Consider the following 18,821-nt stretch of genomic DNA (forward strand, 5'->3'; position numbering starts at 1 on the left):
AGAATATTGTCTATATTTGAGCAGTGAAACCGCAGGCTTCCGCTGACCGCAAGCGGGGTCCCCTGCGGCTCAGCGATCTCGCCGCCGCGCACGTCCGCGAGCTGATCGTCTCGGGTCAGTTGCCTGCCGGCGAGTACATCCGCCCGGAAACCGTCGCCGACGATCTGGGTATCAGCGCCACACCGGCCAGAGAAGGACTCCTCCTGCTGCAGACGGAGGGTTTCCTGACGATCGAGCCGCGGCGGGGTTTCTCGGTGACGGCCTTGTCCAGTGAAGACATTCGGGACATCTACGACGCCCAGGCGATGCTGGGTGGTGAGTTGACCGCGCGTGCAGCGCGGGTGATCAGCCCCGAGTTGGTCGACCAGCTCGAAGGGATACAAGCTGAGCTCGAGCAGGCGGCGTCCGACAAGGACTACGAATCCGTCGAGCGGCTCAATCACCGATTCCACGAGACCATCTACCGATTGGCCGGCGCCCGCAAGATCCGCTGGCTGATCAAGACCACGTTGGCGTACGCGCCCCGCAAGTTCTTCGCCGCCGTCGAGGGCTGGCCGGAAGCCTCCGCGCAGGATCACCGCGCGATCATCGAGCATCTGCGCTCCGGCGACGAGGAGGCCGCCAGGGCGGCGATGGCCCACCACGTCCGCAAAGCCGGTGCCCTGCTCGCCGAGCACCTCGGCGCCAGCGGGACACTCGGGTGATCCGACGCTGTCAGCCTCGAGCGGCGGCAGCGAGGATCTGACGGGCACGTGCGACCACCGGTACATCGACCATCTCACCGTCGACCGCCACCGCGGAGTCACCGGCGGCGACGGCCGCCACGATCCTGTTCGCCCACTCCACGTCCGCACCCGACGGCAGCGCCGCTGCGTGCACTGCGGCAACCTGCCTCGGGTGGATGCACAACTTCGCCCCCAGCCCCAGCCTGAGCGCGTATACAAAATCTGATGTCACGACACCGGTTTCGGTGAACGATGTCGTCACACCGTCGATCGGAGACGCCAGCCCGGCGGCCGCTGAAGCGAGTACCAGCATCGTCCGGTAGCTCAGCAGCGCCTCGCGATCGTCGGGGCCCACACCGAGTTGATTCGCCAGATCGATGCTGCCGAAGGCCACCCGGGCCACCCCCGGGGCCGCACACAGCTCTCTGACCGCCAGGACGCCGATCGCCGTCTCGACCAGCGGGAGCACCGCTGCCTCCGGCGCCAGCGCAACGATCCGGCCGATCTGATCGCGATGCTCGGCCTTCGCCAGCATCACCGCCGGGCGGTGTTCGGCAACCATCGCGAGATCGTCGTCATGCCAGGGCGTGTCGGCGGCATTGATGCGGACCACCGCCCGATTGCCCGCACGAAGCCAGTCCGAGGTATGCGCTCGTGCGGTCGCCTTGTCGTCGGCGGCAACAGCATCCTCGAGATCGATGAGGACGATATCAGGCTGTGCTGCAACTGCTTTGGCGAACCGGTCCGGCCGGTCCCCAGGGACGAACAGGAATGACCGGGCTGACCGGACGGTGTCGAGATCGGGTCCCGCCGTCACAGGTAGACGGCCCGCGCGCTGGCATGGACGTTGGCTGCGCCGGAAACCAGCGAGAGTTCCGCGGAGGCGCCGTCAGCAGAAGGGCTGCCCTGGGCCCGGATCCGGTCACCGACAAAAACCGGCCTCATCAAGCGGAATTCGAAGGTGTGCAGCGGCCGTTCGCTGTTCGTGCGCGCCAACTCGGACATGTACATCGCCAGCAGCGGACCGTGGACCACCAGCCCGGGAAAGCCTTCGACCTGAGTGGTGTACTGCTCGTCGTAGTGGATTCGGTGGCCGTTGGAGGTCAGGGCGCTGAAACGGAACAGCAGAACCGGGTGGGTGATCGGTTCGATCGCCCACGGACTGCTCGGGGGCGGCAGCGGTTCGGCCACCTTCTCGAAGGACGTGCTCGAACCGGCGTCGCTGCGGTAGACCAGATCCTGCTCCTCGGTCATCCGGGCCTGCCCGTCCTGACTGAACTCGTAACGCACGGTGACGAAGAGCAGTTCGCCACTCTTGCCACGCTTGACGTTCGCCGAGACCACCGCAGCGTCCCGGGTGGCCGGTTGCCCGAGTGTCAACGGCGTATGGATGGTCAGTCGGCCGCCGGCGAACATCCTGCGGCGGTTGGGGATGGGGGGCAGGAAATGTCCGTCGCGTGGGTGACCGTCAGCACCCAGATCGGCGGTGGCGGGCCACTCGGTGAAGTAGACCCAGTGCCACATCGCGGGCAACGAATCGCCGGCACTGGGGGACATGTCGAGATCCAGGGTGGCCGCCAGCTCGGCAGCCCGCGTTGTGGTGAGAGTCTCGGTGATGGTGGAGGGTTCGGGCGTCCAGTCGCTCACGTACTGTTCCAATCCTGCACTGGACTGGTGCACTGTCATGTCAGCTCCTCGCTTCGTTGCTCTGATTCACCGGCGAATGCCAGTGGATCATGACCGAGTTCGGTCAGGATGTCGGCGGTGTGCTCGCCGAGTGCCGGCACCGGGCCCATCTGTGCTTCGACTCCGAGATCGATCGGTGGGAGCAGCGCGCGCACCGGGCCGTGCTCGGTCTCGACTGTGCGCCAGCGGTCCCGCGCCTGCAGAATCGGATGCTCGAGGAACTCGCCGATCGTGTTGACACCGGCGAAGGCGATCCGTGCGGCGGTCAGACGCGCCTGCAGTTCGGGTGTGGGCAGGGTGGCGAAAACCTTTGTGATGGTGTCGTTCACCTCGTTTCGATGCGCGACCCGCTGGGTGCTCGAGGCGAATCGCGGATCCTCGGCGATGTCGGGTCGCTGGAGCACCTCGCTGCAGAACCGGGACCATTCGGGTTCGTTCTGGATGGCGATCAACACGGTGTGACCGTCGCCGGCAGCGAAGGGGCCGTACGGCGCGATCGTTGCGTGCTGCGCCCCGAACCTTCCGGGTTGCCGACCCGCGCCCGCGGTGAAATGTGCCGGCTGGCCCACCCATTCGGCCAGGGACTCGAACAGCGAAACCTCGATCGTTGCGCCCTCACCGGTGACCTGCCGGCGGTACAGCGCGGCCAGAGTTCCGCTGAACGCATACATCCCCGCGGCGATGTCGGCGATGGACACCCCCACCTTGGCGACATCGTCGGGGGTTCCGGTCAGTGACACCAGTCCGGTCTCGCACTGGACCAGTAGGTCGTAGGCCTTGCGGTCGGCCCACGGACCGGTGCTGCCCCATCCGGTCACCGACACGACGATCTTTTTGGGGTCGCGCGCACGCACCTCCTCGGCCGACAGACCCAGACGGGCGGCCGCGCCCGGACCGAGGTTCTGCAGGATGACGTCGGCCTGATCGGCCAACTCGTGCAGAACCTTTCGTCCGTCCTCGCTCTTGACGTCGAGCGCGATCGACTCTTTCGAGCGGTTGAGCCAGACGAAATAGCTCGACTCGCCGTTGACCGAATCGTCGTACTGCCGGGCGAAGTCCCCGCTGCCCGGCCGTTCCACCTTGATCACCCGGGCGCCGAGGTCGGCGAGTTGGCGGGTCGCGAACGGTGCCGCCACTGCATGCTCGAGTGAGAGCACCGTGATGCCGTGCAACGGAAGTGCAGCTCCCGCAGCGGTTCCGGGGAGTGTCACTGGTCCAGACCGCCTCGTTTGACGAGTTGCTTGGCGATCACCCCGCGCTGGATCTCGTTGGTGCCTTCACCGACGATCATCAAAGGGGCGTCCCGGAAGTAGCGTTCCACGTCGTATTCGGTGGAGTAGCCGTAGCCGCCGTGCACCCGCACGGCGTCCAGCGCGATCTCCATGCCGATCTCGGAGGCGAAGAGTTTCGCCATGCCGGCCTCCATGTCGCAGCGCGCGCCGGAGTCGAATTTCTCTGCGGCACTGAGCAGCAGCGCCCGCGCCGCCGACAGCTTGGTGCCCATGTCGGCGAGCATGTTTCCCACGGATTGATGCTGCCAGATCGGTTTGCCGAAGCTCTCCCGCTCCTGGGCGTATCGCAGGGCGTCCTCGAACGCCGCTTTGGCGACACCGGTGGCACGGGCCGCGACCTGCAGTCGGCCGACCTCCAGGCCCTTCATCATCTGAGCGAACCCGGCGCCCTCACTGCTGCCGAGCAGCGCGTCGGCGGGAACCCGGCAGTCGGAGAAGTTCAGCTCGCAGCTCTCGACACCTTTGTAACCGAGCTTGGGTAGATCCTTGGACACCGTGAAGCCCGGCACCTTCTCGACCAGCAGGATGGACACGCCGCGGTGGGCCGGTTCGGCGGAGGGATCGGTCTTGCACATCAGTGCGATCAATCCGGCGCGACGCGCGTTGGTGATCCAGGTCTTGCTGCCGTTGATGACGTACTCGTCGCCGTCGCGGCGCGCCGAGGTCCGCATCGCCTGCAGGTCGGAACCGCCGCCGGGTTCGGTCAGCGCCATCGTGGTGCGCAGTTCGCCCGTGGCCATCCGCGGCAGGTAACGCTGCTTCTGCTCCTCGGTGCCGAACATCATGATCAGTTTGGCCACCACCGTGTGCCCGCCCATGGCCCCTGCCAGGCTCATCCAGCCGCGGGACAGTTCTTCGGTCACCTGGACGTAGCAGGGCATCGACACCTGGCCGAAGCCGTACGGTTCGGGGATCGCGAGGCCGAAGATCCCGATCTCCTTCATCGTCTCGATGAGTTCCTCGGGATAGGTGTTGGCATGCTCGAGTTCCCGGACGACCGGCTTCACCTGCTTTTCGACGAAGTCGTGCACCGAGTCGAGGAGCGACCTCTCTTCACTTGACAGCGCCATGCCGTCACCTCCCTATCTCTATAGAAAATATTCTATGGAAAGTGGCGGTGTGTCGCAAACAGCGGTGGTGCAGACAGCGGCACCGCGCATCAGCCACTCACAGGGGGCCATGGATACCGTGTCCTATGCCGTTGCCCTCACCGTCGCCCGCCAGCACCGCCGTCATCACCGGAGCGTCCTCGGGCATCGGCGCCGACCTTGCCCGCGAACTCGTCGGCCGAGGGCACGGCGTCACGCTGGTCGCCCGCCGGGAGGAACGGCTGCGCGACCTCGCGGCCGAACTCGGTGACGCGGTCCGCGTCGAGGTGATCGCCTGCGACGTCGCCGATCCCGCCGCCCGCGCCGACCTGCTCGCCGAGGTCGAGCGCCGCGGCCTGACCGCCGACGTGCTGATCAACAACGCCGGCCACGGAACCATCGGGCCGGTGGTGGATTCGTCGCCGGCAGCCGAGATCGCGCAGGTGCGCGTCAACGTCGAGGCCGTGATCGATCTGGCCACCCGGGCGGTGCAACAGATGGTGCCGCGCGGACGCGGCGCGATCCTCAACGTCGGATCGACCGCCGGCTTCCAGCCCTTCCCCGGTCAGTCCGGATACGCTGCGACCAAGGCGTTCGTCCGGTCCTACACCGACGGGTTGCGTGCCGAGCTTGCCGGCACCGGCGTCACCGTCGCCGCGCTGCATCCCGGGCCGGTGCGCACCGAGTTCCTGCAGGTCGCCGGCATGGACGAGCGCACCTTCGCCGCAGCCTTCCCGAAGTTCATGTGGGTGGAGTCGCGCGAAGTGGCGCGGCAGGGGATCGAGGCGCTCGAGCATGATCGCGGCGGCGTGATCCCCGGGATCCCGAACAAGATCAGCACCAAGATGTTCGAACTGATGCCCCGCCGGATGTTGTTGCCGCTACTGACCAGTCAGCACCCCGCCCTGCGCAAGCGTGGGCACTGATTCCGTCCTGCCCGAGTGGGTCACCGCCACGAAGCGGGCGGCACCGGACCATCCGAACCGGCCGGGTATTCGACGAGTGAGCTGCTGTCGGCATCCCATGCCGCCAGCACTCCCTCGACGATGCGCCAACTCTCCTCGGCCTCGACATCGCTGATGGACAACGTCGATTCGCCCGCCAGCATCGACTCCAGAACCGTGGCGTAGGCCGGTACCGGAGGCGGGGCCGGGTCGGTTTCGAACCGGCGCCGTTCGAGGTCGAACGGGTCGTCCTCGCCGTTGAGGTCGAGTTCGAGCACCATGCCGTCGGTGTCGAGCTTGATCCGCAGCACGTTCGGCTCTGGGGCGGCACCGGAGAACGGCGAGTGCGGAACCGGTCGGAAATGCACGCAGATCTCCTTCCGCTTGGTGGCAAGCGCTTTGCCGGTGCGCAGCCGGAACGGCACGCCGGCCCAGCGCCAGCTGTCGACGTGCACGACGAACTCGGCGTAGGTTTCGGTCGAGCGGTCCGGGTCGACGCCGGCCTCGTCGAGGTAGCTGCGCAGCTCGCGCCCGTCGAGGTGCCCGCGGCCGTAGCGGCCGCGCACGGCGTCCACGGGGTCGACCACACGAACCGCGCGCAGCGCGTCCGCCTTGCGGGACGGCAGCGTCGTCGAGTCCAGCGCCTGCGGCGGATCCATCACCACCAGTGCCAGCAACTGCAGCAGATGGTTCTGCAGCATGTCGCGCAGGGCACCGGCCTTGTCGTAGTACCCGGCTCGACCTTCCAGACCGAGGATCTCGTCGTAGACGATCTCGACCTTCTCGACATGCTGGTTGTTCCACAGCGGCTCGAACAGTCGGTTGGCGAACCGCAGCCCCAGGATGTTGAGGACGGTGCGCTTGGCGATGAAATGGTCGATCCGGAAGGCGGCGGGTTCGGGGATCAGCCGGTGCAGCTGGCGGTTGAGGCGGCGAGCGTCTGCGCCGTCCACGCCGAATGGCTTCTCGACGGCGATCATCGTGCCGTCCGGAACACCTGCCTGCTCCAGGGCGGTCAGCACGTCGCCGAGAATGCCGTTGGGCAACGCCAGGTAGATCACCGGTGCGCCGGCGTCGAATCCGACGGCACGGTCCAGGGCCGTGCGCAGCGCCCCGGGGTCGGTGGCGTCGCCGCGCTGATAGCCCAGCCTCTCGGCGACAGCCTCTCGACAGGCCCGATCTGCTTCTGGCGCATGGGCTTCGAGCCGCTCAACCGCCCAGGTGCGGTAGCCGTCCTCGTCGAGGTCGTCGGTCGCGACGGCGATCACCGGCGGTGCGGTGGCTCCGGCGGCCACCAGGTGGGCCAGCGAGGGCAGCAGCAGCCGGCCGGTCAGGTCGCCGGTACCGCCGAGGAGGATCAGTGGCCGCGGGCTCATCGCCGGGCCTCGATCGCACGGGAGAGCCGGAAGCCGCTGGCGATCACGCCGATATGGCTGAAGGCCTGCGGGAAGTTCCCCAGGAACGATCCGTCGCGCGGATCGATCTCCTCGCTGAGCAGACCCACATGGTTGGCGCGGGCGCACAGCGAGTCGTAGAGCTCGAGCGCCTCGTCGAGTCGGCCCTGTTCGGTGAGGTTGTCGACGAGCCAGAACGAACACAGCAGAAACGCCCCCTCGCCACCGTGCAGGCCGTCGGAGGACACATCGTGGCGGTAGCGGTAGAGCAACCCATCACCGGCGTCGAGCTCGCGCCGGACCGCTTCCACCGTGGAAACCATGCGCGGGTCGGTGAACTCGACGACGCGGCGCAACGGAAGGGCGAGCAGCGATCCGTCCAGGCCGCCGCGTGAGGACCCGTCGAAGGAGAGCTGTTCGGTGAACGTCTGCCTGTCCGGATCCCACGCCCCGTCGAGCAGTGTCGCGCGAATCTCGTCGCGCGCGGTGCGCCACGCTTCGGTCGGGCAGGTGCGGCCGGTCATTTCGGCGATGCGTAGCGCCCTGTCGAGGGCGACCTCGCACAGTGCCACCGAGTAGGTGAAAGGTCTTCCGGCAGCGCGGATCTCCCAGATGCCGTGATCGGGGGTCCGCCAGTTCTCGGCGGCCGCGTCGGCCAGCGTCGACAGCGCCGACCACAGATGGTCGTTGACCGCGCCACCGGCGCGCACCCACTGGTAGGCGACGTCGAGAAGCTCGCCGTAGACGTCGTGCTGGGTCTGCCCGGCAGCGGCATTGCCCCACCGCACAGGTGCCGAGTCGCGCCATCCGCGGAGATTCGGGTCGGTCCATTCCTCGGGCGGCTGGCCACCGTCGAGGGCGTACATGATCGACGGGCCCCCGTCGCGTTCGGCGCAGTTCAGAGTCCATGACAGGAAGGCATTGGCGTCACTGGTCAGGCCGATCCGGCGAAGCGCGTAGGTGGAGAACGCCGCGTCCCGGACCCAGGTGTATCGGTAATCCCAATTACGCTCGCCACCAACATTTTCCGGTAGCGAAGAAGTCGCGGCCGCCATGATCGCGCCGGTCGAGGAGTGGTCGAGCAGTTTCAGGGTGAGTGCGGACCGGCGGACCAGGGCGCGCTGGGGGCCCTCGTAGGTGATCCGGTCGGTCCAGCGCCGCCAGGCCTCGGTGGTCCGGGCGCACAGCGTGACCGCGGAGGTGCCGACGCTGATCTGCCGTTCCGGGGACCACCCCAGCGACGACTCGTAGGTCTGGCCCGCCCGCAGCGTGATCGTCGCGGTGAGCGCGCCGTGGGTGTCCGGTTGTAGCGGGTGTGAGGAGCGTAGATGCAATGGCAGGTCGGGATGGTCAGGCGAGTCGATCACCCAGGCGCCCCCGAGTTGGTCGAAGGTGCACTGCGCACGCGGGGCGAACCGGATCGTCAGTGTGACGGTGCCGGCGACGACGCGCGCCAACCGGACGAACTGACTGCGCCCTGATGCGGCGATCTCGGTCAGGTCGGCGCCGGAACGCAGCGCGAGGAAGTCGGTCACCTCGACCACGCCGCCGTCGCCCGCCAACGTTGTTGTCAGAACTGCGGTGTCGTCGGCATAGCGCTGTTCGCCGCCGCGCAGGCCCGCGGGGGTGATGGACCACTCACCGCCGCGTTCGGCGTCGAGCAGCGACACGAAGAACGGGGCGGAGTCGAACTGCGGCAGGCACAGCCACGGGACCGCGCCGTCGCGGCGAACCAGCGCGCACGTGGCGCCGTCCCCGATCAGGGCGTGGTCTTCGATGGGCAGTTGACCGGCGCTGGGTGCGAAGGGCCGGGTTGCCGGCACCCCCGGGACGGGGTGGTGGTGGCACCCCTCGGTGCGGCTCATTGAGGATTCTCTCTCGGCGTCGTGGATGGACACGGGGGGTACCCGGCCCCCCGGGGATCTCAATCAGATCGGCGTTGTGAGGTCTGCCGTCAGATGGCGGGTGCCGGCTGGCGGCCGCGCACCAGCCTGCCCGGCCGGGAGTCCGTCGGGACCCCGTTCTCGGCGATCACCTCGCCGGAGACGATGGTGGTGATGTAGCCCTCGGCGGCCTGGTCGAGTCGGCGTCCGCCTGCCGGCAGATCGCTGACGACGACGGGCTTGCGCAGCCGCAGCCCCATGGCATCGATGACGTTGAGATCGGCCTTGTATCCCAGGGAGATTCGGCCTCGGTCGGCCAACCCCGCAACCCGTGCCGGGGTCGACGTCAGCTCCCGCACCGCCTCGGCGACGGGCAGTCGGCCGGATGCGCGATCGCGCACCCAGTGCGTCAGCATGTAGGTGGGAAACGATGCGTCGCAGATCATCCCGTAGTGGGCACCGCCGTCGCCGAGTCCGAGTACGACATCGTCGCGGCGGATCAGCTCGGCCACGGTGTCCAGGCTGCCGTCGCGGAAGTTCGCCAGCGTGACCAGCAGCATCGCCTGTCCGTCGTCCTGCAGGAGATGGTCATAGGCCACCTCGAGCGGGTTCATCCCACGTGTGCGCGCCTGGGCGCCAATGGAATCCGACGGTGAGGGCTCGTAGTTCGGCGGGTCGTCGAGGGGGAACATGTAGTCCCAGGCCTGGGCGGCGAACATCAGCGGGTGTCCGTCCGATGCCGGCTTGTCGTTCAGAATCCGTTGCCGTACTTCGGGTTTACGCATCTCGGCAACCCGTTCCGGCAGCGGCAAACCGGCGATCTCGCGGTAGGACGGATACAGCACGAAGGGATTGCCGGACAGCTCGAGGCCCAGCACCAGGCCGATGGGTCGCGGGAAGATCTGGGCACTGACCTCTCCGCCGGCGGCGTTGGCCTTCTCGACCAGGTTCAGGCCGTCGATGAAGAACGGATCGCCCGCGTTGCCGATCGCGAGGGTGAATGTCACCGGCAGACCCACGTCATCGGCGACGTCGAAGACCGTCTGCAGCGCAGGACCGTAGTCCCCGGCGATGAGGTCGGGCACGAACTGGATCAGCCCGCCGCCGGCATCTTTGACGCCGCGGGCGATCGCCTCGATCTCGGCGTGGCCGGCATCAAAACTCGGTATCGGCTGGCCACTTTCGGACTTGTGCAGCGTGAGCCGCGACGACGCGAAACCCAGGGCACCCACCTGGACCGCTTCGGCGGCGAGCTTGCGCATCAGGGCCAGGTCTTCCTCGGTGGCGGGTTCGCGGTCCACTCCCCGCCGGCCCATCACGTACACCCGCAGTGGGGAATGCGGCAGGAAGGCGGCCACGTCGATGTCCCGGCTTCGCGACTCGATGGCGTCGAGGAACTCCGGGAACGTCTCCCACGTCCACGGCAGGCCGTCGACCATGACGACGCCGGGGATGTCCTCGACGCCCGCCATCAGATCGACGAGCGTGTTGTGGTCTTCTGGGCGGCACGGGGCGAAACCGACACCGCAGTTGCCCATCACCACCGTCGTCACGCCGTGCGCCGACGACGGGGTCAGCCGGTCCGACCAGATCGCCTGGCCGTCGTAGTGGGTGTGCAGGTCGACGAAGCCTGGAGTCACGAGCAGGCCGGTGGCGTCGATCTCGCGGGCCCCGGATTCGTCGACGACGCCGATCGCGGTGATGACGCCATCGCGGACCCCGACGTCGCCGACGAACGGGTCGCCGCCGAGACCGTCGACGATGGTGCCGCCTCGGATGATCAGGTCGTATGTCATACCCCGAATGTACGGTGGGCCCATGATCGACCACTTCGGAATCAACTGCGCGGATTGGGAGAAGTCGAAGGCCTTCTACGACAAGGTCCTCGGCGTGCTGGGGTTCACCCGGCAGATGGACTACCAGGTCGCCATCGGGTACGGCGTCGACGGTAAGCCCGATTTCTGGATCGCCGACATGAGCACCGGCGATGCAGTAGGTCCGAACCGCGAGGTGCACTTTGCGTTCCAGGCGGCGGACGCGGACGCTGTGCAGGCGTTCTATGACGCCGCCCTCGAAGCGGGAGCCGAGTCGCTGCACGCACCGCGGCTGTGGCCGGAATATCACCCGGGTTACTTCGGTGCATTCGTTCGCGACCCCGACGGCAACAACGTCGAGGCCGTTTTCCACGGTGCCGCTCATGGCTGACACCGACGCGGCCCGTGAACTGCTCCGCGACGCCTTCACTCGGCTGATCGAGCACGTCGACGAGTTGACCGACGGGCTGACCGACGCCGTCGCGTACCACCGTCCGACGCCGGAGGCCAACACGATCGTGTGGTTGATCTGGCACAGCGCTCGCATCCAGGATGCGCAACTGTGCGATATCGCGGGCATCGAGCAGGTGTGGCTGCGCGACGGCTGGGTCGACCGGTTCGCGCTGGATCTGCCTCGGGACGCACACGGGTACGGCCACACCCCCGAGGAGGTGGCCAAGGTGCGCGCGTCCCCGCAGTTGCTCGCCGGCTATTACCACGCAGTGCACAAGGTGTCGCTGGAGTACGTCGCGTCGGTGTCGGCCGACGACCTCGCCCGGATCGTCGACGAGCAGTGGACCCCGCCGGTGACCGCCAGCGCGAGACTGGTCAGCATCATCGACGACGCCGCACAGCATCTCGGCCAGGCCGCCTACATCAGGGGGATCGCCGGCTGAGGCTGACGTGGGTGATCCGAGGCTGGCCGCCCATCGGGTTGACGGGACTGATCCTGCTGGGGCTAGCCGTGGGTAAGGGGTCGACTCCGCTGGACGACTGGTTCTTCGCCGTCGGTGAGAGGTACCCGTGGCTGGGGCGGCTGTTGGTGTTCACCGACGGCCGCGTGATCCTGGCGCTCTGGGCAGTCGTGCTGGCGACCGTGCTGATCCGGCGCCGCTGGCGGCCCGCGGCGGTCGTCGCGGTGGCACCGGTCGTCGCGGTCTTCTCGGCCCGGTTCGCCAAGAGCGTGTTCGGCAGGTTCAAGGGCGACTCGCTGGCCTACCCGAGCGGGCACACCACCCTCGCGGTGGTGGTGCTGGGCCTGTGCGTCGTGATTGCCGGGGCGGCGATGTGGTCCGTGGTCGCGGCGCTGCTGGCCGCGCTGCTCGGCGTGCTGGGGCAGGCTGTCACCTACCACTACTTCACCGATGCGATCGGCGCGATATTCCTCGGTACCGCGCTGGTGTGTGCCGCCGCGTGGGCCGGTGGACTTGACAGGTGTCAACCCCGCTGCGACCTGGATCACAGCAGTAGCTAGCATGAGGTCATGACTGCGACGCCCGATGTGGACCTGCCCAATCCGTTCACCGGCACCGGCACCATCAACAACCCGGCGACCGGCGTGGTCGCAGGCGAGGTGCGCTGGACCGATCCTGACGACGTGCCACGCATCGCGGCAGGTCTGCGAGCCGCCCAGAAGGAGTGGGAGGCCCGCGGGCCGAAGGGGCGGGCGAAGGTGCTGGCCCGGTACGCGGTGTGGCTCGGTGAGCATCGCGGCGAGATCGAGAAGCTGCTGATCGCCGAGACCGGCAAGTCCGCCGTGGACGCCGCCCAAGAGGTGCCGCTGATCATCATGATCGCGTCGTACTACATCAAGACGATGGAGAAGGCGCTGGCGCCCGAGTCCCGTCCGGCGTCGCTGCCCTTCCTGGCGATCAAGAAGGTCACCGTGCATTACCGGCCGCGCCCGGTCGTCGGCGTCATCGCGCCGTGGAATTACCCCGTCGCCAACCTCCTGATGGATTCGATCGCCGCGCTCGCCGCAGGCTGTGCAGTGCTTCTGAAGCCGTCCGAGCGCACCCCGCTGACCGCCGAACTGTTGCTGCGCGGCTGGCTGGATTCGGGTGCCCCCGAGGTGTTGGCGATCGTCCAGGGCGCTCGGGGGGCCGTCGAGGCCGTCGTCGACGCGAGCGACTACATCCAGTTCACCGGATCGAGTGCGACCGGCGCCAAGGTGATGGAACGCGCCGCGCGCACGCTCACCCCGGTGAGTCTGGAACTCGGCGGCAAGGACCCGATGATCGTGCTGGAGGACGCCGATATCGAACTGGCCGCGCACGCCGCGGTGTGGGGTGCGATGTTCAACGCCGGGCAGACGTGTGTGTCGGTGGAACGGGTCTACGTGCTCGAGTCGGTGTACGACCAGTTCGTCGCGGCAGTGGTGCGTGACGTCCAGAAGCTCAAAACCGGCGCCGGCGAGGGATACGACTTCGGCGCGATGATCGACGAGAGCCAGGTCGCGGTGACCGAGCGCCACGTCCGCGACGCGTTGGCCGCCGGTGCCAGGGCGTTGACCGGCGGGGAGCGCACCGCCGGCGCGGGAAGTTTCTATCCCCCCACCGTGCTGGTCGACGTGGACCATTCGATGGCGTGCATGACCGAGGAGACCTTCGGCCCGACGCTGCCGATCATGAAGGTCACCAGCGTCGACGAGGCCATCCGGTTGGCCAACGACAGCCCGTACGGCCTGTCTGCGGCGGTGTTCTCCGGTGACGTGGAACGCGCGAAAGCCGTTGCCCTGCAGTTGGATTGTGGTGCCGTGAACATCAACGACGTGATCTCCAACCTGATGTGCACGACGGCTCCGATGGGTGGCTGGAAGACCTCCGGCATGGGCGTGCGGTTCGGCGGGGCGGAGGGGCTGCGCAAGTTCTGCCGTCAGGAGGCCGTGGTCGCGCCCCGCACCAACGTCGGCGCCGGCGGCAACTACTACAACAACTCGCCCAAGGCGCTCAAGCGGATGAACACGCTGATGACCAAGCTCGCCCTGATGGGTCCTCGGCGCTCGGCGAAATAGTCGGCCCTGAGCCCGCGACTGTACGGTTTCTGACGGATCTGACCGGGATTTCATCAGAACCCGTACATTCGGCGCGCGGGGCCAGACGGCCGTGAAATCGTCCACCTGCCGTTCACGTGCACGTCACCGGGGCGTACGCGAGGGTCGATAACTTCGGCCGGTGACCATGCTCAAAGGTGCCGAGTTCTACACCGTCCGCGATGACGACGACGACGATCCAGTGCTGGTGCACCACCCGAGCGGCGCGGAGATCGACACCTGGCGCGAGGGCTACCCGTACGACGAGCGGATGGGGCGCCCGGAGTACGAGGAGCAGAAGCGACTTCTGCAGATCGAACTGCTGAAGCTCCAGAACTGGAGCAAGGCCAACGGCCTGCGCCACGTCATCGTGTTCGAGGGCCGCGACGCAGCCGGCAAGGGCGGCACCATCAAACGGTTCATGGAGCACCTCAACCCCCGCGGCGCCCGCGTCGTCGCCCTGGAGAAACCCACCGAACGCGAACGCACCCAGTGGTACTTCCAGCGCTACGTCACGCACCTGCCTGCGGCCGGGGAGATCGTGATGTTCGACCGGTCCTGGTACAACCGGGCCGGGGTCGAGCGGGTGATGGGGTTCTGCACGCCCGACCAGCACGAGGAGTTCATCCGGCAGGCGCCGCTGTTCGAGCAGATGCTGGTCAACGACGGCATCACCCTGACCAAGCTGTGGTTCTCGGTGACGCAGTCCGAGCAGCGCACCCGCTTCACCATCCGCCAGGTCGATCCGGTCCGGCAGTGGAAACTCTCGCCGACGGACCTGGCGTCGCTGGACAAGTGGGACGCCTACACCGCGGCCAAAGAGGACATGTTCGCGCTCACCGACACCGACATCGCGCCGTGGACGGTGGTCAAGAGCAACGACAAGAAGCGCGCCCGGATCAACGCGATGCGCTACGTGCTCGGTAAGTTCGACTACGACAACAAGGACCGCGAGGTGGTCGCCGAAGCCGACCCCCTCATCGTGGGACGCGCCCTGGCCGACTGACCGCCCGGCGTCCCGGACAAGGAGGATGCCGTGCGGTTCCTGGCTGCCCTTCTGCTGTGGCTGCTGACGACCGCGGCGCTGCTGGTCGCGGTGCCTGCGGTCTGGGCGCAGGTCAACCTCGTCGGGGAGAGCGGTTACGCCGAGCTTGCGGCATCGGCGGCCGAGGATCCCCGGCTGCAGGACGCGATGGCCGCCGAGCTCACCACCCAGGTCGTCTCGCTGGGTGCCGACAACGGCTACACCCTCAATCCGGAACTGGTCCGCCAGGTCGCGATCACCTATACCCGCAACAGCGGCTTCCCCGGCCAGTTCGCGCAGGCGAACCGGATCGCACACCGGTGGATGTTCACCGGTGCGGTCCCCAGCGGCAACTCCACCGAACAATGGCTCATCGACGTCGCACCGATGATCTCGGACCCGTCCTTTCAGGCGACGCTGGGAACCCTCGACCTCCAGGTTCCGCAGTCACTGACCGTGCCCATCACCGTGGACTCACCAGAACTGCAGCCAGGCAAGCTGCGGTGGCTGGCGACGTGGGGTCCGTGGGCCAGCATCGGCGCCGCGGTGTTGGCTGCCGCGTTCGCGCTGCTGACACTTGCCGCGGCCCGCTCGAAGGGTAAAGCGCTGACCGCTCTTGGTGTTTCGGCCCTGCTCGTCGGCGCAGCCGGGTGGGCCGGCATCGAGGTGGGCCGCCGGTCTCTTGATGCGGCCCTGAACCGCACGACCGGCGACATCCGGACCGTCGCCGAGGTGATGGTGGCCCATGCCGAGAACAGCCTGCATGTGTGGCTCAACATCACGTTGGCCGCGGGCGGCGGGTTGGTGGTCCTCGGCGCGATCGCCGCCGCGCTCGGCGGAGTACTGCGGCGGACTACAACCGATCCATCTCCCGGCACATCGCCGCACTCTCGATGAAGACGTAGTGGTGCGGGTGGTTGTGCAGATCCCAATCCGACTTGATTCGCTTCGGATGGTGAGTCCTCCAATGCACCACCGCACTGACTCTCTGGGGCAGGGAAGTCGTCATGATGTTCTCCGGTATGTCTTGGTGTCCTCGGAAGATCGTCGCCCCCGTCGGCGTGCACGACGTCAGTAGCGCAGTACTGATGTTTTGTGGGTGCGCTACGTATGACTCGCGCTGACGCCGAGATGGTCGAGCAGAGCCGCGAGTTCCGCTCGGCTGTCGGTTCCGGTTTTGGCCATTGCGTTGTAGATGTGGCTCTCCACCGTACGCACCGACAGATTCAACCGAAGTGCGATGTCCCTGTTGGACACCGACGTGCTGAGGAGCATCACGATCTCGCGCTCACGATCGGTCAGCGGCAACTTCTGGGCGGACTGCCGAAGCGCCGGTGTGCTCGCGCCGCCGCAGATTCCCGCCAGCGCTTGCGCGCGGGTCGAGCAGCGCAGCGCCGACCCGCGGAGGTTCTTCCTGCGGAAGCAGATCGAGGCGTGCGCGGCCGCATCGACAGCACCGATGAGGTCACCGATCGACTCGAATTGCTCAGAGACGGCCACGAGTTCGTCCCCATCACCTGATCGCAGTGATTCAGCGAACCGTGCCGCGGTTGCCGCGCGTGGACCCTCGACGAGGTCCAGTAGATCGTGCAGACGGCAGGCCGTGGATGTGTCGCCGAACTGGGTCGCCGTCTGAAGACACATCACCTCGGCCGCGTATTGCCCTCGCTGCCTGGCTATCTCGGCCGCCGCCTGCACCATCGCGATCGCTTCGCTGATGGCGCCTTGGGAGCCGGCAACCCAGCCGTCGGCGATGGCACGGGCATAGTCCAAGTAGCGCCAACTCGGATGCCAGTCGGCTCCCATCTGCTTCTGTGCCGCGGCAGCCTCGTCGATCAGGCCGCGCATGGCCAGCGCGGTGGTGAGCAGAATGCGATAGCGGTAGCGGAATCCGGTCGCGGTGTTCCAGGCGGTGACGCGGTCCAGGGCGGTTGTGAGATGACCACACGCCTGTTCGACACAACCCGCGCCGAGTTCGGTCTGCCCGGTGACGGCCAGCGCGATCTGTCCGAAGGGCGCTCCCTGTGATGCCGTGGCACGGCGTCGCATCATCGTCGCGGCATCTTGCGCCTCCGCCGTCCGACCTGCCAGCAACAGGGCGTTGATATGTGCGTCGGCGATGACGATGAACGCGCGGGCGGGTATCGAGTAACCCGACTCCGCTGTGGTGGCGGCTTCGGCCGCATCCCCGGCTTCGCCGCACGCCACCGTCACCGCCCAGGTTGTCAGACGACGCTGGAGGTGGTCGGGCAACTGATCTCGATCGAAGCCCTGCGCCACCTTCCTGGCGGCTTCGGGGTTGCCCATCGCGGCCCAGTAGACGCACCGGAACGCGTCGATGCAACGGCGTTCCGGCGCCGTGGCGGCGGTTGCGTGGTCGATCAGGTTCTTCGCGCCCTCGGGGTCGGCGAGGCTGAAGAACAGGTTCACCGCACGCAAGAAGGTCAGCCGCGCGTGGTCGACGGCTGCGAGCGGACCTGTGTCGACCTCGGCGAGTACCGATTCCGCCTCTCTGCCGTGGCCGAGCCAGGACAGCACGAATGCCCGGATGAGACTGGCCTCGATCTTCTCGCCGGCCTCGATTGCGGCCTCGGCGAGCCGGTCCGCCATCGCCAGATCGAGCATCCAGGCCGCCCCGCGGGCCGCGTTCAGGAGCAACTCGATGTCCGGTTCGAGATCCGATTCCAGACACAGGGCGGCGCGGCGCACGACGACGTGAACGTCGTCGTGGCGGTCGGAGGCGGCGAGTTCGGTGGCGACGAGGCCGCGCAGGCGTCGCAGAGTGGTCTGTGCGGCGCGACGCCGGCGCACCTCTCCGTAGAGCGGGTGTGCCAGGCGGACGTCCACGGCGCCGCCGGTGTGCTCCAAGCTGATCAGGCCGCGCCGGTCGGCCTCCTCCACAGCGGCCGGCCCGGCGATGCGGCCCAGCGACCGAATCTCGACGGGTTCACCGACTGCGACGACGTCGACCACATTGCTGACGGCTGCGGACAGGCCGCCGATACGGGACTCGATCAACTCGACGAGATCAGGGGGGATCACCGGATTGCCGCTCCACACCCAGACACCATCGCGGCACGCGAGCCGTCCGTCGGCGACCTCGTGCTCGACGATGAGGCGCAGATACAGCGGGTTTCCCTCGGTCAGGTTCCACAGACGTTGCAAGGCTTCATGATCGACACGACCGCCCAGAGCATTCGACACCAGCGTCGCGGTGGCGTCCTGGCTGAGCGGCAGGACGTCCAAACGGTCGAAATCACCGTTCTTCCAGAGTTCCCGCGTCGCGGTCGGCACAGGTTCGCCGTCGCGAAGCGTCAGCACGATCTTTGCGAGCCGGCGCTGAACGATCTGCTGCACAACAATGATCGACAGCTCGTCGAGCAGCGGGACGTCGTCAACGCCCAGCGCGACTGGCTCGCCGTCGGGCGCCGATGTCAGCGCGGCGATGACATCCTGTATGAGTTCGATGTTGTCGTCGCTGGTGAATCGCGCCCATGGGGTCAGTGCGCCCAGCGGAAGATTGCGGGCGGCCGAGGTGCCCACCACCCAGCGGATCTCCCACCGTCGGTCTGAGAACCGGGTCAGTGATTCCCGCGCGATCCGGCTCTTACCGACCCCGGCGGCACCGCTGACGACGATGCCTGCGGAGTCAGGATCGACCAACGCGGCTTCGATGAGCCGTGTTTCCCTCGACCGGCCGGTCAGCGGCCATGTCAACCGCACCCTCCAACAGTAGGAGCGCAACGGTGGCAATTCGAGGAATTGGCTGATCTTGCCCGATCTCCGAACATCGGTAGCGCACTGCAGAGATGGGCGAGTGCAGGCACAGCAACCATGGCCACATGCTTGTCGATTCGCCTACCGCGCAGCGTTGTCCGAGCATATTCGTCGCTGGGGCACCTGGAACTGGCATACCTGCATGTGGCGGGTCCGAGGAGGC

At 67.4% G+C, this 18,821-nt stretch carries 16 protein-coding genes; 8 read left to right on the forward strand and 8 right to left on the reverse strand.

What is annotated here, in order from left to right:
- The first annotated feature begins 23 nt into the window (after positions 1 to 23).
- Positions 24 to 704 (forward strand): GntR family transcriptional regulator, encoded by a 681-nt coding sequence (locus tag ABDC78_RS03355; RefSeq protein ID WP_178361342.1) that lies wholly within the window; start codon positions 24 to 26, stop codon positions 702 to 704.
- 10 nt (positions 705 to 714) lie between these two features.
- On the opposite strand, the gene ABDC78_RS03360 is transcribed toward ABDC78_RS03355, so the two are convergent.
- The 4 genes from ABDC78_RS03360 to ABDC78_RS03375 are packed head-to-tail and all read right to left on the reverse strand — an operon-like array spanning position 715 to position 4,773.
- Positions 715 to 1,542, reverse strand: coding sequence for a CoA ester lyase (locus tag ABDC78_RS03360; RefSeq protein WP_178361343.1), 828 nt, complete (start codon positions 1,540 to 1,542; stop codon positions 715 to 717).
- Positions 1,539 to 2,411 carry a MaoC/PaaZ C-terminal domain-containing protein gene (locus ABDC78_RS03365; protein ID WP_178361344.1) on the reverse strand — a complete coding sequence of 291 codons (873 nt, stop codon included), beginning with the start codon at positions 2,409 to 2,411 and terminating at the stop codon, positions 1,539 to 1,541. The genes ABDC78_RS03360 and ABDC78_RS03365 overlap by 4 nt, the downstream gene beginning before the upstream one ends.
- Positions 2,408 to 3,622, reverse strand: a complete 1,215-nt coding sequence (locus ABDC78_RS03370; RefSeq protein ID WP_178361345.1) for a CaiB/BaiF CoA-transferase family protein — start codon at positions 3,620 to 3,622, stop codon at positions 2,408 to 2,410. The genes ABDC78_RS03365 and ABDC78_RS03370 overlap by 4 nt, the downstream gene beginning before the upstream one ends.
- Complete coding sequence (locus ABDC78_RS03375) at positions 3,619 to 4,773, reverse strand: acyl-CoA dehydrogenase family protein (RefSeq protein ID WP_178361346.1); 1,155 nt, start codon at positions 4,771 to 4,773, stop codon at positions 3,619 to 3,621. The genes ABDC78_RS03370 and ABDC78_RS03375 overlap by 4 nt, the downstream gene beginning before the upstream one ends.
- Positions 4,774 to 4,898: 125 nt before the next feature.
- Between ABDC78_RS03375 and ABDC78_RS03380 the strand changes: the two genes are divergently transcribed.
- A complete protein-coding gene (locus ABDC78_RS03380) occupies positions 4,899 to 5,717 on the forward strand; it encodes an SDR family oxidoreductase (protein WP_178361347.1) in 819 nt (272 codons plus the stop codon).
- 20 nt (positions 5,718 to 5,737) lie between these two features.
- Here ABDC78_RS03380 and ABDC78_RS03385 read toward each other — a convergent pair whose 3' ends face one another.
- The 3 genes from ABDC78_RS03385 to ABDC78_RS03395 form a co-directional block, all read right to left on the reverse strand.
- Positions 5,738 to 7,111: a glucose-6-phosphate dehydrogenase gene (locus ABDC78_RS03385; protein WP_178361348.1), complete on the reverse strand. Its 1,374-nt coding sequence runs from the start codon at positions 7,109 to 7,111 to the stop codon at positions 5,738 to 5,740.
- Positions 7,108 to 8,994, reverse strand: a complete 1,887-nt coding sequence (locus ABDC78_RS03390) for a glycoside hydrolase family 15 protein (protein WP_178361349.1) — start codon at positions 8,992 to 8,994, stop codon at positions 7,108 to 7,110. The genes ABDC78_RS03385 and ABDC78_RS03390 overlap by 4 nt, the downstream gene beginning before the upstream one ends.
- An 89-nt stretch (positions 8,995 to 9,083) precedes the next feature.
- Positions 9,084 to 10,808 (reverse strand): amidohydrolase family protein, encoded by a 1,725-nt coding sequence (locus tag ABDC78_RS03395; RefSeq protein WP_178361350.1) that lies wholly within the window; start codon positions 10,806 to 10,808, stop codon positions 9,084 to 9,086.
- Positions 10,809 to 10,830: 22 nt separating this feature from the next.
- On the opposite strand from ABDC78_RS03395, the gene ABDC78_RS03400 reads away from it, so the two are divergent.
- The 6 genes from ABDC78_RS03400 to ABDC78_RS03425 all read left to right on the forward strand — a co-directional run bounded on the left by ABDC78_RS03400 (position 10,831) and on the right by ABDC78_RS03425 (position 15,778).
- Positions 10,831 to 11,217, forward strand: a complete 387-nt coding sequence (locus ABDC78_RS03400; protein ID WP_178361351.1) for a VOC family protein — start codon at positions 10,831 to 10,833, stop codon at positions 11,215 to 11,217.
- Entirely contained in the window at positions 11,210 to 11,722 is a 513-nt protein-coding gene (locus ABDC78_RS03405) for a mycothiol transferase (protein WP_178361352.1), read from the forward strand. The genes ABDC78_RS03400 and ABDC78_RS03405 overlap by 8 nt, the downstream gene beginning before the upstream one ends.
- A gap of 11 nt (positions 11,723 to 11,733) precedes the next feature.
- Complete coding sequence (locus ABDC78_RS03410) at positions 11,734 to 12,300, forward strand: PA-phosphatase (protein ID WP_347133311.1); 567 nt, start codon at positions 11,734 to 11,736, stop codon at positions 12,298 to 12,300.
- A 9-nt stretch (positions 12,301 to 12,309) separates the two neighbouring features.
- Entirely contained in the window at positions 12,310 to 13,839 is a 1,530-nt protein-coding gene (locus tag ABDC78_RS03415; protein WP_178361353.1) for an aldehyde dehydrogenase family protein, read from the forward strand.
- A gap of 166 nt (positions 13,840 to 14,005) precedes the next feature.
- The gene (gene ppk2 / locus ABDC78_RS03420) at positions 14,006 to 14,863 is read left to right on the forward strand and encodes a polyphosphate kinase 2 (RefSeq protein ID WP_178361518.1); all 858 of its coding nucleotides are present in this window, start codon (positions 14,006 to 14,008) and stop codon (positions 14,861 to 14,863) included.
- 30 nt (positions 14,864 to 14,893) lie between these two features.
- The gene (locus ABDC78_RS03425; protein WP_178361354.1) at positions 14,894 to 15,778 is read left to right on the forward strand and encodes a hypothetical protein; all 885 of its coding nucleotides are present in this window, start codon (positions 14,894 to 14,896) and stop codon (positions 15,776 to 15,778) included.
- 207 nt (positions 15,779 to 15,985) lie between these two features.
- Here ABDC78_RS03425 and ABDC78_RS03430 read toward each other — a convergent pair whose 3' ends face one another.
- The gene (locus ABDC78_RS03430) at positions 15,986 to 18,604 is read right to left on the reverse strand and encodes a LuxR family transcriptional regulator (RefSeq protein WP_178361355.1); all 2,619 of its coding nucleotides are present in this window, start codon (positions 18,602 to 18,604) and stop codon (positions 15,986 to 15,988) included.
- Positions 18,605 to 18,821: the final 217 nt, after the last annotated feature.

Source organism: Mycobacterium sp. DL, assembly GCF_039729195.1.
GTDB lineage: Bacteria > Actinomycetota > Actinomycetes > Mycobacteriales > Mycobacteriaceae > Mycobacterium > Mycobacterium hippocampi_A.